This window comes from Halopenitus persicus (genome assembly GCF_002355635.1).
Taxonomy (GTDB): Archaea; Halobacteriota; Halobacteria; order Halobacteriales; family Haloferacaceae; genus Halopenitus; species Halopenitus persicus_A.
The window spans coordinates 2,940,744-2,954,610 of sequence record NZ_AP017558.1 but is presented as its reverse complement, the minus strand read 5'-3'; the positions used below and the strand labels follow the sequence as shown (position 1 = coordinate 2,954,610).

Here is a 13,867-nt window from a genome sequence, read left to right as displayed (position 1 = left end):
CGACGTGATGGCGGCACGAGCGCTGGTACGAGGGTGACGCCGGGCGGCTACACGTGGTCCTTCGGTAGGAGGTCCTCGAACGGCTGGTCGTCGAGCCACTCACAGAGCTGGACGAGCTGGTCGGTTGCCGCCTCGAAGAGCCGTTCACCCTTCTCGGCGGTCGCGTCCGTCTGGTCGCCGAGGACGCCGTTGGGCGCGTTGTCGATGGCGTCGTAGAACGTTCGCGCCCCGTGTCGGTTCATCTCGGCCGGCTCGAACTCCGTGAGTCCGCCGTCCCGCGCGTCCGCGAGCCGGTCGTCGTGGACGAGCTCCGGGCGCAGGTGCTGGATCAGCGCCGTCTCCTTAGGCCCGCCGTGGGGTCCGTTCCGCTCGAAGAGGTCGTCGACGAGCTCCGGAATGGAGTCGTTCCACATCCACTCGACCGCGTACAGGACCTCCTCGTCCCGGAGACGGCGGCCGACCTCCCGGAGGTGCTCGACGTTGCCGCCGTGGGCGTTCACGTAGATCACGCGGTCGATGCCGTGGTACGCCAGGTTCCGGGTGAACGACTCGACGTAGTCCCGGAAGACGGGCGCGTCGACCCACATCGTGCCGTTGAACTGCCGATGATGCGGGCTCACGCCGACGTTGATCGTCGGCGTCCGGAGGAAGCCGGTCCGGTCGGCGGCCGCCCGCGCGAACCCCTCCGCGATCAGGTGATCGGTCGCCAGCGGGAGGTGGGGACCGTGTTGTTCCGTCGATCCGAGCGGAACGAGCGCCAGGGACTCGTTTTCGAAGTACGCGTCGAGGTCCGGCCAGGATTCCGCCGCGAGATACATACGTTTCGATAGCGGGCGGCGCACGCTTCAATCTGTGCAAACGTCCGGTGCTTCCGAGCACTCAGGCCCCGACCGGGACGAGCGTCCACCGCCGGTTATTACTTAGTAATATTAGTTAGTTATATCACGCTCGATCCCGTCACGTTCGGATATGAGTTTCACGACCGATCTCGAATCGGTGGCGGAACCGATCTGGGACGACATCCTGTCTCATCCGATGGTCGAGGCGCTCGGGGACGGAACGCTCGAGGAGGCGCCGTTCCGGTACTGGGTCAGGCAGGATTACGTCTATTTGATCGAGTACGCGCGGGTGTTCGCCTACGGGGCCGCGAGGGCGCCGGACCTCGATCGGATGGCGACCCTCGCCGAACTCCTCGAGTCGACGATCAGCGACGAGATGGACCTTCACCGCGCGTACGCCGCCGAGTTCGGCATCGACGAATCGGCGCTCGAGGCGACCGACCCCTCGCCGACCACGCAGGGGTACACCGACTTCCTCGTCCGAGTCGCGTCGACCGACGCCTTCGGCGACCTGATCGCCGCGCTGTTGCCCTGTATGTGGGGCTTCAACGAGACGGGGAAACGCCTCGCCCGGCGGGGACTGCCCGACGACGACCGATACGCGGACTGGATCGAGACGTACGCCGGCGCCGAGTTCACCGAGTTGACCGACTGGTGTAAGGCCCTGCTCGACGACGTGGCCGCCGACGCGAGCCACCGCGACCGCGAGCGATACCGTGACCGCTTCGAGACGTCGGCGCGCTACGAGTACCGCTTCTGGGACGCCGCCTGGCGGCAGGAGGGGTGGTCGGCGTGAGGACCGCCCGTGATCGGTCCGCCGTGGTCGCGCTCCGTGGAGCGGAGCCGGTGCCGGGTGGTGAGACGCAATGGTGACGTCCGCGACGGCGCTGGGTCTCGCGGTCGTGACGCTGGTCGTCTTCACCGCGGCGGGGATCCGGCTCTCCCGTGGGCGGGTCGGCTCCGTGGAGGACCTCATCGCGGCCCGCGACTCGGCCGGCAGCGGTCGGACGGCTGCGACGCTCGTCGCCTCGGTGATGGGCGTGTGGATCCTCCTTTCGGCCCCCGAGGCGGGGGCGCTCTTCGGGGTCGCCGCGGTCGCTGGCTACGCGGTCGGCGAGGCGCTCCCGATGCTCGTCTACTCGCGGATCGGTCCCCGGATCCGTGACGTGATCCCCGAGGGGCACGCGCTCACCGAATACGTCCTCGTTCGCTACGGCGGCGGGATGTACGCGCTGGTGCTCGTCGTCAGCGTCCTCTACATGTTCGTCTTCCTCGCCGCCGAGCTGACCGGAATCGCGCAGGCGTTCCACCACGTCGCGGCGGTTCCGCGGTGGCAGACGGCGACCCTCGTCGGCGGGTTCGTCCTCCTGTACACCGGCTACGGCGGCCTCCGGGCGAGCATCGCCACCGACACGATCCAGACGCTGATCGTCCTCCCGCTGCTGGCCGCTGTCGCGCTCGCCGTCGTTCTCGCGAGCGGCGGGCCGACGGTCGTCCACCGGGGGATCGTGGACGCGAATCCGACCCTTCTCGACCCAACGTACGTCCCCGGCGTCAGGTTCGGAATCGCGCTCGTCTTCGCCGTCCTGGGCGCGGAGCTGGTCAACCAGACCTGGTGGCAGCGCATCTACGCCGCCGACGGCTCCGCGACGGTCGAGCGCGGCTTTCGGGTCGCCACGGTCGCCAACGGTGTGGTGATGGTCGTCGCGACGCTGCTCGGCGTCGTCGCCGTCGGGGCTGCTGCGGTCGAAACCGGCGGATCGGGATACAACGCCGGGATCGCCTTCTTCGTCCTCCTCGAGAGTACGGCCGGCGAGGCGGTCGTCCTCGGCGTGCTTTTGTTGGCGCTGGCCCTCGTGATGAGCACGGCCGACAGCCTGTTCGCCGCCCTGGCGAGCCTCGTGACGGCGGACCTCCCGCGGCTGCTGAAGAACCCCGACGACCGAACCCTGCGGCTCGGCGCACGCGCGCTCACGGCCGTCGTCGCGATCGCGGCGATCCTCGTGAGCCTCCGGGCACGCAGCGTGCTCCGGCTGTTCTTCCTGGCCGACTTGCTCGGTGCCGCGGTCGCCGCCCCGATCGTGTACGGCCTCTTCTCCCGCCGGCTCTCGGGGACCGCGGCGCTCGCGAGCGCCCTCGGCGGCCTCCTGGTCGGCGCGGCGACCTTTCCGTTCCCCTTCGGCCTCCACCGGACGTTCGATGCAGCCCTGGGCGGCGTACTCCCGGCGCCCGACGCGACCTATCTGCTCCCGTTCGCGGGTGCGTTCCTCACGTCGACCGTCCTGACGGTGTGTCTCGCCCGGGTGGGCGACGACGAGTTCGATCTCGACCGGCTCTCCCGCGAGATACGCCGTCTCGACGACCCGACCCCGGCTCCGGACGGCGGATCCCCGCTCGCGGATCACGAGGCGGGCGACAGCGCTGCCTCCGACGTCCCTGACGACGTGGACGGCGCGGCCGCTGACGGACGAGCGCTGACGGACGAGCGCTGACGGACGAACCGATCGCGGCGTCACGGATGACGATGTCGGTCGACACGAACGCGACCGGCGCGCTGAAAGCCGCGATGGGACAACTCGAGGACCCCGTCGAATCGATCGCCCTCGTCGCGACCGCGTTTCGCCGGTCGACGTCGTTCCCGGGTGCCGACGCATCCCCCGGTCATCAGCGTGGGATCGAAGCTCCCGGTCGTCCGCGTGGGATCGAAGCCTCAATGTCGTCGGTCGTCAAACTGCTCGACAGTGTCCGACGGCGTGCGACGACCACGAACGGGACGTGACCGAGCGCCACGGCTGGCGCTGCGACCGGCACTGCAGCCCGCGATCCGACGGCCGGACGGTGGGGCGCCGTGAACTGGCGATACCGACACACGGTGTTGGGGCTCTGTATGGTCGCCTTCTTCGTGACCTACTTCGCGCGGTTGGCGATCAGCCCGGTCGTCCCGCTCGTCGTCGCCGAGTTCGAGATCTCCAACACCGCGATCGGGGTGGCGCTGTCCGGGATGTGGCTGGCCTACGGGGTCTCACAGTTCCCGAGCGGCATCCTCGCCGACCGGTTCGGCGAACGTCGCGTGATCCTCGTCGCGGTCGGCGGGACGACGGCGTTGAGCCTCCTGCTGGCGCTCGCACCGGCGTTTCCGGTGTTCGTGCTCTCGGCGCTCCTGCTCGGCCTGTTCGCCGGACTTCACTACGCGGTCGCGACGACGCTGCTCTCGCGGACCTTCGAGGACGTGGGCACCGCGGTCGGGATCCACTCCGCCGGCGGCCCCCTGGCGGGACTGGTCGCGCCGGTCGTCGCGGCATGGATCGGCGTTCGATACGGCTGGCGCCCCGCGATCGCCGTCTCAGCCGCGGTCGGCGTCCCGGTGCTGATCGCGTTTTATTGGCGGGTACGGCCGACCGAGCCGCGGCGCCCCGACCAACGGATGCGGGAGCGTCTCCGGCTCGCCCCGCTCGCGGAGATCCTCACCCGACCGGGGATCGTCGTCCCGCTGCTGGTGGCGATGGCCGGCACCTACGTCGTTCAGGGACTGATGTCGTTTCTGCCGACCTTCCTCGTCGAGTTCAGGGGGTACACGACCGCGACCGCGGGAGGGATCTTCTCGGCGTTCTTCCTGATGCGGACGAGCGCACAGGTCGCGATCGGCCGGCTCTCCGACCGCGTCGGCCGCGACGCCGCGATCGCTCTCGCGATGGGGACGGGCTGTCTCGGGACGATCTCCTTCGTCGTCGGCCCCGGGGCTGCGGGCGTCGCCGGCGGCGTCCTCCTCGCGGGCTTCGGGTCGAGCTTCTTCTCCGCAGTCGACTCGCGGTTTATGGACGTCCTCGGCGACGCCGAGCGCGGCGCCGGCTTCGGCCTCGTTCGAACCGCCTACACCGTGGTGGGGTCGGCGGGATCGGTCGGGGTCGGGCTGGCGGCCGACCTGTTCGGCTGGGGCGTGTCGCTGTCGATCCTCGCGGGACTGTTCGGGGTCGCGCTCGTCGTCGTTCTGGTCGGCCGGATTCGGTGACCGTCCCGGCGTTGGAACGGTCCCGATGGATCGGACCGGACCGAACCGGGACCGACGGCGGTCAGAAGTCGTCGAGACGGAGTTGGTCCGGCGCGAGGGTCGGCCCCTTGAGTTCCGGCTCGTGGTCGGGGTCGGCACCGAGCAGCCGCGGCAGCGCGGTGTACGCGAAGGTGAGCGCGAGCACGAGGATGATCGGCCCGAGGAAGAGGCCGTGGAACCCGAAGACCACCGGTCCGAAGATGTACGCGAGCATCAACAACCCGACGTGGGTCGTCTTCCCGCTGAAGTAGGGACGCAGGATGAGGTCCGGGATCGTGTCGACGATCACGACCGCAACGAGGAGGAAACCGACGACGTACGCGATCGGTCCCATATCGCCGGAAAGCACCGATGGAACGGCCATCACGGCGGCGATCGGGAGGTAGACGATCTTCATCCCGACGACCGGGATCAGACTCGCCACGCCGGTGAGTGCGCCCGCGAGCGCGGGGTAGGGGACCTGTACCGAGGGCGGGACGAACACGTTGTAGCCCATATATGCCGTGACGGCGATGAGCGAGATGGCGATGACGTTGAGCAGGTTCCCGAAGAGGACGGACTCCAGCTCGTCGTCGGCGGCCTCGAAGTACTCGCGGACGATCGCCTCGTCGTCGAAGGCGACCAGCCACTGGTGGGCCTTCCCGCCGTCGATGAGCAGGTAGTAGGTGACGACCACGACGATGAGCAGGTTCAACAGGAAACTCGAGAGCGTCGACGTCAGGAGGCCGGCGTGGTCGATCCCGAACTCGATCAGCGGGTCAAATCCGCCGGATCGGTACAGATCGACGATCGCGTCGAAGGTCAACTCGGGCGGGGCGTCCTCCACGTCGATCCAGCCGACGTTCCCGGCCGCAGCCTCCATCACGGCGTACTGCCGGACGAACTGTCGGACCTCGATGATGAGGAGCACCGCGGCGTAACTGATGAGCAACAGAAGGGGCACGCCGACGATCGACAGCGCCAGCACCGCCCGAACGCGCTTCGGGAGCCGGAGTCGACCCAGACTCCGGTAGAACCGCCGCGTCGAGTAGTAGATGAAGACCGCGACCGTGAGGGCGGCGGCGAACCGGTGGGCGATGTAGCCGACGATGACGGCGACGACCAGACCGAAGAGGGCGATGACGAACCGGTTTTCGTCCATACTCCGGGCTTTCCACGATAGAATTTATATGTTGTCCCCACACGACCGGGACCGATTCCCTCGGTCGCCGGTCGATCACGCTTCTTTCTCGGTCGCCGGTCGATCAGACACCCCGGTCGCCGGTCGCTCACGCTTCTCGACCGCCGGTCGGCACCGTCGTCACCTGCACCGGCGCGGCGCGGATCACGCGCTCGGTGACGCTTCCCAGATGGACGATCCGGTCGAGGCCGGTCCGCCCGTGGGTTCCCATCACGACGAGATCGACGTCGTAGTCGTCGATGGCCGCCAGTATCTCCTCGTGTGGGACCCCGCGTCGAAGGTGTTTCTCGATCGCGACGTCCGCGGTCGCGGCGATCTCACCGGCGCGATCCAGCGCGTCCTCGGCGTCCCGCTCGGCCGCCTCGACCGGGATGTCGAACTCGTCGAGGACGTACCGCTCGTCGAGCACGAACAGTGCGTGGACGTCCGCGTCGAACCGGTCCGCCAGCCGTATCCCGGTCTCGACCGCCGAGTGGGACCCGTCGCTTCCGTCCGTGGGAATGAGGATGGAGTCGTACATCGGTCCGTACGGCGCCATCGCGCGCCAGGGACATCAATCCGATCGCCGATCCGGTCGCCGATCGCGTCCGATCCTGGCCGACCGGGGGCTAGTCGGCCGGGTCGGCCGGGTCGGATGGATCGGATCCCTCCTCGACGTTCAGCTCCTTCTCGGCGTCCGACTCCTCCTCGGCCCGGCGCTCGCTCAGCGTCTCCCAGATCTCCGTACACCCGGCGCCGACGGGGACGGACTCGAGATGGTCGTCGTCGTGGTCCTGATCGCTCATTCCGATCGGTCCTCCCGCGGCTCCGGATCGAATAGCTCCGGCGCGACGTCGGCGGAGGCGTGTTCGATCGGCGTCGTCCGTGTCATCGTTCGATCGGAGGCGCCCCGACGACATAAGCGACCCCGCCCGCCCAATCGCTACCGGGACTCGGGGATTCCGGACGTCCTTGCGGCGATCACGGCGCCCCTCGCCGGGGTGGATCCGGGCTCTGCGGCGACCGATCGGCCGATGTGGGACGGTGCCTCCCGTGGCGACACCGTCGGAGATCGGGACGAGGGTTACCCGGGGCGGAGGCCGTTTCCGACCGGCGGACCGAACTGGCGGTATGGCGCTTTCCCTGCGGACGCTCGACGACGGCGCGTGGGTCTCGGCCGCGGACGAACGACGAACCGGCGCGAGCGAACTCTGGCACGTGACCGGCGTGTGTGAGTGTCCGATCGCCGAGTTCGTCGTCGAGGGAGTCACCGACGTCGCGGTTGACGGGCGGACCGTCGCGGCGGAGACGTACGGCCGATGTATCACCTGTGGGCGGTCGACGACGACCGCTCCGATCCCCGTCGGACGCGTAATCGATGGACGCTACGAGCCGATCGATCGGGACGCCATTCGACGTCCCGTCGGGTCGTCGGCGTCGGCGTGACCGATCGCCGGAGCACCCGATCCAGCGATCGGAAAGGCTCACCGGTACCCGGTGGCTCCGGGGAGGTTTGACGTCGAGGGACGCTTTAGGGGGATTCCGTCCCCAGACCGGATCGAGATGCCAACGGACGTCGAACGGTGGAAATCGGAGACGTACGGGAACGAGATACGCGAACACCTCCTGGAGTTCGCCGAGCAGGGCTGGGAGTCGATCCCGGAGGACGAACGCGACGCCTGGTTCGAGCGGTTCAAGTGGTGGGGACTCTACCACCAGCGGGCCGGCCAGGAGAGCTACTTCATGATGCGGATCGGCACGCCGAACGGCGTGCTCGAGCCGGGACAGCTACACGTCATCGCGGAGATCGCGGACGAGTACGCGCGCGGGCCTGTGGAGAACCCCGAGTTCGGTGCCGCCTACTGCGACTGGACGACCCGGCAGTCGATCCAGCTCCACTGGATCCGCCTCGAGGACGTTCCGGAGATCTTCGAGCGGCTGGAGGCCAACGGTCTGTCGACCCAGCAGGCGTGTGGCGACTCCTGGCGGAACATCGTGGGCTGTCCCGTCGCCGGGAAGGACCGCCACGAGTTCGTGGACGCGCTCCCGGTCGCGATGGACCTCCACGAGGCGTTTAAAGGGACCGACGAGTACGCCAACCTCCCGCGGAAATGGAAGGTGAGCGTCACCGGCTGTCGTGAGGGCTGCGGACAGGGTGACATCAACGACCTGGCGTTCGAGCCCGCCGAGAAGGACGGCCGACGGGGATTCAACGTCCGCGTCGGCGGCGGACTCGCCCGCAACGAGCCGCGACTCGCGCGCGACATCGACGTCTTCGTCGAGCCCGATGCGGTCGAGGCGGTGGCCGGCGGCCTCTCGGCGCTCTTCCGCGAGTACGGCGACCGTGAGGACCGCTACGCCGCGCGCAGCAAGTTCCTCGTCGACGAGTGGGGCGCGGACGAGGTTCGACGCGTCCTGCAGGAGGAGTTCGTCGACCGGGAGCTCGAACCGGCCGGGGATGACCTCCGCGAGGAGTACACCTACAACGCCGGCCGGGTCGGGACGGACGACCGCCCCGCCGGGGGACACAACGACCACATCGGCGTCCACGAGCAGGCCGACGGCGCCTATTACGTCGGCTTGAACGTGCTCGTCGGCCGAATGGGCGTCGGCGACGTCCACGAACTCGCCGACCTGGCCGCCGAGTACGGCTCCGGGGAGGTCCGGCTCACGCAGCGACAGAACGTGCTCGTGACTGACGTCCCCGAGTCGGCACTCGACGCGCTGCTGGCTGAACCGCTGCTCGAGGACTACTCGCCCGATCCGAACCCGTTCATGCGGGGATCGATCGCGTGTACGGGCACCGAGTTCTGCTCGCTGTCGATCGTCGAGACCAAGAACCGACAGGTCCGGTACGCTCGCTGGCTCGCCGAGAACGTGGATCTCCCCGCGGACGTCGAGGAGTTCCACGTTCACCTGTCGGGATGTACCGCCTCCTGCGCGCAGCCACAGATCGCCGACGTCAGCCTCCGAGGGATGAAGACCCGGAAGGACGGCGAGCCGGTCGAGGCGCTCGACATCGGCCTCGGCGGCGGCCTGGGTGCGGACCCCCGATTCGCAGAGTGGGTCGGCCAGCGCGTCCCGGCCGACGAGGTACCCGGCGCGATCGCGACCCTGATCGACCGGTTCCGCGAGCGGCGCGAGGACGGCGAGGGGTTCCGCGCGTTCATCGAGCGGACGGAGGCCGAGGGCGATCTCGAGACGCTCATCGAGCCGTCGGAGACGAGCTACGAGGACCCGTATATGCACAACACGAAGACGACGTGGTATCCCTACGCCGACGAGGACGGGATGGACGCCAGTCCCGCGCCGGCTCGCGCCGACGGAACGCCGCTTTCGGACGCCGACCGATGACCGACCGACTCACCCGTGTGAACGCATACACGACCTTCGACCTGCTTGAGGCGACCGCGATCGGTCACGGCTTCGAGGAGTCGGCGTACGCGGTGCTCGACGTGACGGTCCCGTCCAGGAACCCCGACCACGTCACGATCGAACTGGAGTTGGACAACGTCGACCTGACCGAGCTGCCCGCCCACGCCGACCGGGTGGAGATCTCGGCGGACCAGGCCCGCGAACTGGCCGCCGAACTGGAGGCGTACGCCGATCGCGTCGACGCCGGCGCGGAGTGACCGCGACCGCGTTCACTCGTCGGCGGTTCCGGCCGCGATCACCCAGAGCGCGAGGACCGCGAGCGAGAGCGTCAACGCGATCGCGGCCGCGTATCCCTCGGTATACGTTATCAAGGCGGTTCCGACCGGCGGCATCGCGAGCGCGCCGATGCCGGGCGGCACGTTGAACACGCCGATGATCGCGGTGTCCTTCTCCGGGGAGTATACCGCCATCAACAGCGGGACGTACAGCGTCGCGCAGCCGCCGAGTCCCAGGCCGATCAGGGCGATGCCGACGGCGAGGGAGGGGATCGAGGGGACCAACAGCGACGCGAGCCCGCCGATCACGCAGCTCAGCGACGACAGGAAGGCCAGCCGGGACCCGATCCGGTCGGCGACGTACCCGCCGCCGATCCGGGAGGCGATGCTGACGCCGCCGATCAGGCCGAAGGCCGCCGAGGCCGTCGCCCCGGCCAGTCCGCGGGCGGCGAACAGGTCGATCGCGTAGGCGGCCAGCAGCTGGTACCACGCGAACGAGAGCCCGATCCCGGCGAAGAGCAGCTGGAAGGTCCGGTTGCCGGCGAGCTCCCGGACCCACTCCGCGAGCTCGGCGAGCGTGGCCGTCGACGTCTCGGCCCAGTCCGGTCGGCGACAGACGGCACCGGTGATCCCGAACCCGACCGCGGTCGCCGCCAGGATGGAGAGGAAGCCACGCCGGACGCCAACGGTCGAGAACGCGTGTTCCCACAGCGGCGGCAGGACGGTCAACCCGAGCCCGTTGCCGACGAAGATGAGTCCCGTGGCAGCTCCGCGGTGCTCCTCGAACCACCGGGGCACGATCGAGGCGATCAGCACGAAGGCGGTCCCGCCGGCCAGCCCCATCGCGGCGAAGACGACCAGCAGGCCGAGATAGGAGTCGACCACGAACAGCGACGGCGCGAGCAGACCGCTCACCGCGGCACAGCCGAGCAGGACCCCGCGGGCGGGGAGCCGGGCGGCGACGACGCCCATCGCGCCCGATCCGATGAAGAAGGTGAAAAGCATCGCCGAGAAGACCGTCGAGAGCGCGACCGGTTCGATCCCGAACGCGACGCTGACGGGGTCCCGGAAGACGCCGTACGACAGCGGCGTCCCGAAGGTGAACACCATCCCGATCGCGCCGGCGACCGCCACGACCCAGCTTCGGCGACCGTCGGGGGCCGCCGTCGCCAACTGGCCGCTACCGTTGGTCACGTTGAGGAGTACCCAACGGGCCGGCGAAAGGATTGTGGTCGGGGGGCGTTCTGCCGGAGAACGGCCTCGGCGTCGGCTTTGTCCCCGAATTCCGGGGGCGAGACGTCGGTCTCGGCGACCGGCGCACCGGTCGGTTCCACCCCTACTCGGCAAACGATCGCGCGTACAGGACCGCGACCGGAACGGCGTAGATGACGTGGCCGATCCCGGTGATGATCGTGGCCGGGATCCCGACGTTCGGGAACGGCGGCGCGTTCGGGAAGCCGACGGCCCCGAGCCACAGCGGCATCACGATGACGGCGAGGACGACGGTCGTGACGATCCCGTACGCGACGGCCAGCCCCATCGCTCCGCCGGTGGATCGGGCGGTCTCGCGGAGCGGTTCCGCCTGTACGAGCGCGACGTAGGTGAGTCCCAACACGACGCCGTGGAACTGGTGGATCGCCCACCCGGCGAGCAGCGCCGGCCCCTCGATCCCGTACATGGCCGGGATCACGACCTCCAGCAGCGGCGGGGGCATCACGTACATCATCAGGAGGCCGAACGGGATGCTCCCGATGAATCCGCCGACCGCGCCGGCGATCCACTGTTTCGAGGTGATGTTTACGGTGACGTCAGCCGACCGCGTTTCGGTTGCCATGGGTATTCATACCATTGTCGCCACGCCGAATAAGCGTAATCTGAGGCAAAAGTTACCGGGTTACCGCGAGCACACTCGGTCAGTCCAGGTGACTCGGTCAGCCCGGCCAACACGCCCTCCCGATCCAAACGCGATCAACCCGATCGACCCGATCAACCCGATCGACGCGTTGAAAAGTTCTGCACCGAAACCACGGCGTGATGACCCTCTCCGTGACGGACACCCTGCGGGACGAGCGCGTGGAGTTCACGGTCGACGGCGACGAGGTATCGCTGTACGTCTGCGGGCTGACCGTCTCGGACGACCCGCACCTCGGCCACGCTCGGCTCTGGGTCCACGCGGACGTGCTCCACCGGTGGCTCGAGCACCTCGGATACGACGTCCGCCACGTGGAGAACGTCACCGACGTCAACGAGAAGATCGCCGCCCGCGTCGGCGAGCGCGAGTCGTGGACCGCGGAGGCGGACGTCGCGGAGACGTTCACCGCCGAGATCTTCGAGAGCATGCGTGGACTCAACCTGCGCCGCGCCGAGGTGTATCCCCGCGTCTCCGGGCACGTGCCCGAGATCATCGACCTCGTCGAGTCGCTCGTGGCGGCCGGCTACGCCTACGAGTCGAACGGGTCGGTCTACTTCGACGTCACCGCCTTCGAGGGATACGGCGCGCTCTCGAACCAGGAGCTCGAGGAGCTCGAGGCACAGGGCGAGCCGGACGAGCGGTCCGAGAAGCGACACCCGTCCGACTTCGCCCTCTGGAAGGCCGGCGGCGTGAGCGAGTCCGCGGTCAGGGAGCACCGGAAACACGACCACGAGGGCGATCTCCCCGAGGGGGAGACCTGGGAATCGCCCTGGGGCGAGGGACGCCCCGGCTGGCACGTCGAGTGCTCCGCGATGTCGATGACGCACCTCGGCGACACGCTCGACGTCCACATGGGCGGCCGGGATCTGGTCTTTCCCCACCACGAAAACGAGATCGCCCAGTCGGAGGCCGCCACCGGCGAGACGTTCGCCCGCTACTGGCTCCACGCGGGGCTGCTCTCGATGGAGGGCGAGAAGATGTCCTCGTCGATCGGCAACTTCTGGACCGTTCCGGACGCCCTCGAGGAGCTCGGCGTCAACGTCCTCCGGACGTTCTACGCCGGCGCGGCCTACCGCTCCGAGCAGGCGCTCACCGACGAGACGATCGCCGAGGCCGAGGAGCGGTGGGATCGGCTCTCACGCACCTACGACCGCGCGGTCGACGCCCTCGACTCCGTCGACGCATACGCGAAGGCTGCCGACGAGACCCTCCGCTCGGCGGTCGAGACGACGCGGACCGACTTCACGGCGGCGATGAACGACGACCTCAACGTCCGGGAGGCGACCGCCGCCCTGCTCGAGCTCACGGACGCGGTCAACCGCCACCTCGACGCCGCCGAGGGGGGGCACCTCGCCGCCGCCGAGGACGCCGACGGCGTCGCGTACGACTACCGTGGCCTCCGCCGCGCGGTCGAAACGTTCGAAGAACTGGGCGAGGACGTTCTGGGGCTCCGGTTCGACGCGTCCGGCGCGGGCCCGGGAGATGGCGACGTCGAACTGGCGGGAGAGCTCGTCGAACTCGTCCTCGATCTCCGCGAGGCGGCCCGCGAGGCCGGCGAGTACGAGCGTGCTGACGAGCTGCGCGACGCGCTCGAGGACGTCGGCGTCACGGTCGAGGACGGCCCCGAGGGGCCGACCTACCGGTTCGAGTGACGGCAAACCACCGCACCGAGTGACCCCCGAACCGCCGACAACTACTTTCTCGCGGGCGTCCTATCGGGGTCGAACGCGAATGCTCTCGATCCGATCACGAACGGGCGCGTGGACGCGGCGGCTCCGGTCGGGGCTCCACGACGCGTTCGCCGAGACGCACACGCCGCGGGAGATCGCGGGCAGCTTCTCGTTCGGCGTGTTCATCACGATGTTGCCCACCCTCGGCGTCGGTCTCCTCGTGTTCGCGCTTCTGGCGTGGCTCGTCGACGGCGCGAGCAAGCTCGCGTTCCTCGCGTCGGCGCTGCTCATCAATCCGCTCGTGAAATCCGGCGTCTACGCGGTCAGCTTCGCGATCGGCGTCCTGCTGCTCGGGCCGGTCGAGGGGGTCTCCGTCGGGCTGACGGGGCTCGGGTCGCTCTCGTTCGCCGCCAGCCGAGAGATCGCGGTCCGGCTGCTCGTCGGGAACGTGATCCTCTCGGTGGCGACGATCGTGCCGAGCTACGTGGTCTGTTATCGGCTCGTCGAGGCGTACCGTGCACGGGAACTGGAGATCGTCGAGGAGATCGAGTCCGTCGTGGCGCCCGACGACGATCCCGACTGATTTCGA

Annotated in this window: 15 protein-coding genes; 9 read left to right on the top strand and 6 right to left on the bottom strand. The window is 68.9% G+C overall.

Annotation, left to right across the window (positions count from 1 at the left end; translation table 11 throughout):
- Positions 1-47 precede the first annotated feature (47 nt).
- Positions 48-818, bottom strand: coding sequence for a creatininase family protein (locus tag CPZ00_RS14430; protein WP_096391520.1), 771 nt, complete (start codon positions 816-818; stop codon positions 48-50).
- Between the two features lie 151 nt (positions 819-969).
- On the opposite strand from CPZ00_RS14430, the gene tenA reads away from it, so the two are divergent.
- The 4 genes from tenA (at position 970) to CPZ00_RS14410 (ending at position 4,848) form a co-directional block, all read left to right on the top strand.
- A complete protein-coding gene (gene tenA, locus CPZ00_RS14425; protein WP_096391519.1) occupies positions 970-1,635 on the top strand; it encodes a thiaminase II in 666 nt (221 codons plus the stop codon).
- A 70-nt stretch (positions 1,636-1,705) separates the two neighbouring features.
- Positions 1,706-3,331 (top strand): sodium:solute symporter family transporter, encoded by a 1,626-nt coding sequence (locus tag CPZ00_RS14420; RefSeq protein ID WP_096391518.1) that lies wholly within the window; start codon positions 1,706-1,708, stop codon positions 3,329-3,331.
- A 32-nt stretch (positions 3,332-3,363) separates the two neighbouring features.
- The gene (locus tag CPZ00_RS14415) at positions 3,364-3,618 is read left to right on the top strand and encodes a hypothetical protein (RefSeq protein ID WP_157744274.1); all 255 of its coding nucleotides are present in this window, start codon (positions 3,364-3,366) and stop codon (positions 3,616-3,618) included.
- 69 nt (positions 3,619-3,687) lie between these two features.
- On the top strand, positions 3,688-4,848 hold the full coding sequence (locus CPZ00_RS14410; protein ID WP_096391516.1) for an MFS transporter: 1,161 nt from the start codon (positions 3,688-3,690) through the stop codon (positions 4,846-4,848).
- 61 nt (positions 4,849-4,909) lie between these two features.
- Here CPZ00_RS14410 and CPZ00_RS14405 read toward each other — a convergent pair whose 3' ends face one another.
- The 3 genes from CPZ00_RS14405 to CPZ00_RS15665 form a co-directional block, all read right to left on the bottom strand.
- Positions 4,910-6,028, bottom strand: a complete 1,119-nt coding sequence (locus CPZ00_RS14405) for an AI-2E family transporter (RefSeq protein ID WP_096391515.1) — start codon at positions 6,026-6,028, stop codon at positions 4,910-4,912.
- 127 nt (positions 6,029-6,155) lie between these two features.
- A complete protein-coding gene (locus CPZ00_RS14400) occupies positions 6,156-6,587 on the bottom strand; it encodes a universal stress protein (RefSeq protein ID WP_096391738.1) in 432 nt (143 codons plus the stop codon).
- An 88-nt stretch (positions 6,588-6,675) separates the two neighbouring features.
- A complete protein-coding gene (locus CPZ00_RS15665) occupies positions 6,676-6,852 on the bottom strand; it encodes a hypothetical protein (protein WP_172861845.1) in 177 nt (58 codons plus the stop codon).
- A 325-nt stretch (positions 6,853-7,177) separates the two neighbouring features.
- Between CPZ00_RS15665 and CPZ00_RS14395 the strand changes: the two genes are divergently transcribed.
- From CPZ00_RS14395 to CPZ00_RS14385, 3 genes are all read left to right on the top strand, one after another.
- Entirely contained in the window at positions 7,178-7,492 is a 315-nt protein-coding gene (locus tag CPZ00_RS14395) for a hypothetical protein (RefSeq protein ID WP_096391514.1), read from the top strand.
- A gap of 117 nt (positions 7,493-7,609) precedes the next feature.
- Positions 7,610-9,400: a nitrite/sulfite reductase gene (locus CPZ00_RS14390; RefSeq protein ID WP_096391513.1), complete on the top strand. Its 1,791-nt coding sequence runs from the start codon at positions 7,610-7,612 to the stop codon at positions 9,398-9,400.
- Complete coding sequence (locus CPZ00_RS14385) at positions 9,397-9,678, top strand: DUF6360 family protein (protein WP_096391512.1); 282 nt, start codon at positions 9,397-9,399, stop codon at positions 9,676-9,678. The genes CPZ00_RS14390 and CPZ00_RS14385 overlap by 4 nt, the downstream gene beginning before the upstream one ends.
- A 12-nt stretch (positions 9,679-9,690) precedes the next feature.
- On the opposite strand, the gene CPZ00_RS14380 is transcribed toward CPZ00_RS14385, so the two are convergent.
- Together CPZ00_RS14380 and CPZ00_RS14375 are read right to left on the bottom strand one after the other, a co-directional pair.
- Positions 9,691-10,806, bottom strand: a complete 1,116-nt coding sequence (locus tag CPZ00_RS14380) for an MFS transporter (RefSeq protein ID WP_096391737.1) — start codon at positions 10,804-10,806, stop codon at positions 9,691-9,693.
- 226 nt (positions 10,807-11,032) lie between these two features.
- Entirely contained in the window at positions 11,033-11,530 is a 498-nt protein-coding gene (locus tag CPZ00_RS14375; RefSeq protein ID WP_096391511.1) for a hypothetical protein, read from the bottom strand.
- Positions 11,531-11,730: 200 nt separating this feature from the next.
- Here CPZ00_RS14375 and cysS point away from each other — a divergent pair, with 200 nt between their 5' ends.
- Both cysS and CPZ00_RS14365 read left to right on the top strand, forming a co-directional pair.
- Complete coding sequence (cysS, locus tag CPZ00_RS14370; RefSeq protein ID WP_096391510.1) at positions 11,731-13,260, top strand: cysteine--tRNA ligase; 1,530 nt, start codon at positions 11,731-11,733, stop codon at positions 13,258-13,260.
- 79 nt (positions 13,261-13,339) lie between these two features.
- Complete coding sequence (locus tag CPZ00_RS14365) at positions 13,340-13,861, top strand: DUF2062 domain-containing protein (RefSeq protein ID WP_096391509.1); 522 nt, start codon at positions 13,340-13,342, stop codon at positions 13,859-13,861.
- Positions 13,862-13,867 lie beyond the last annotated feature (6 nt).

Coding starts and splice junctions, on each gene's coding strand:
- CPZ00_RS14430 (WP_096391520.1), bottom strand. CDS start 818: ATGTATCTCGCGGCGGAATCCTGGCCGGACCTCGACGCGTACTTCGAA.
- tenA (WP_096391519.1), top strand. CDS start 970: ATGAGTTTCACGACCGATCTCGAATCGGTGGCGGAACCGATCTGGGAC.
- CPZ00_RS14365 (WP_096391509.1), top strand. CDS start 13,340: ATGCTCTCGATCCGATCACGAACGGGCGCGTGGACGCGGCGGCTCCGG.
- CPZ00_RS14375 (WP_096391511.1), bottom strand. CDS start 11,530: ATGGCAACCGAAACGCGGTCGGCTGACGTCACCGTAAACATCACCTCG.
- CPZ00_RS14390 (WP_096391513.1), top strand. CDS start 7,610: ATGCCAACGGACGTCGAACGGTGGAAATCGGAGACGTACGGGAACGAG.
- CPZ00_RS14380 (WP_096391737.1), bottom strand. CDS start 10,806: ATGGTGTTCACCTTCGGGACGCCGCTGTCGTACGGCGTCTTCCGGGAC.
- CPZ00_RS14420 (WP_096391518.1), top strand. CDS start 1,706: ATGGTGACGTCCGCGACGGCGCTGGGTCTCGCGGTCGTGACGCTGGTC.
- cysS (WP_096391510.1), top strand. CDS start 11,731: ATGACCCTCTCCGTGACGGACACCCTGCGGGACGAGCGCGTGGAGTTC.
- CPZ00_RS14405 (WP_096391515.1), bottom strand. CDS start 6,028: ATGGACGAAAACCGGTTCGTCATCGCCCTCTTCGGTCTGGTCGTCGCC.
- CPZ00_RS14395 (WP_096391514.1), top strand. CDS start 7,178: ATGGCGCTTTCCCTGCGGACGCTCGACGACGGCGCGTGGGTCTCGGCC.
- CPZ00_RS14415 (WP_157744274.1), top strand. CDS start 3,364: ATGTCGGTCGACACGAACGCGACCGGCGCGCTGAAAGCCGCGATGGGA.
- CPZ00_RS14385 (WP_096391512.1), top strand. CDS start 9,397: ATGACCGACCGACTCACCCGTGTGAACGCATACACGACCTTCGACCTG.
- CPZ00_RS14400 (WP_096391738.1), bottom strand. CDS start 6,587: ATGTACGACTCCATCCTCATTCCCACGGACGGAAGCGACGGGTCCCAC.
- CPZ00_RS15665 (WP_172861845.1), bottom strand. CDS start 6,852: ATGAGCGATCAGGACCACGACGACGACCATCTCGAGTCCGTCCCCGTC.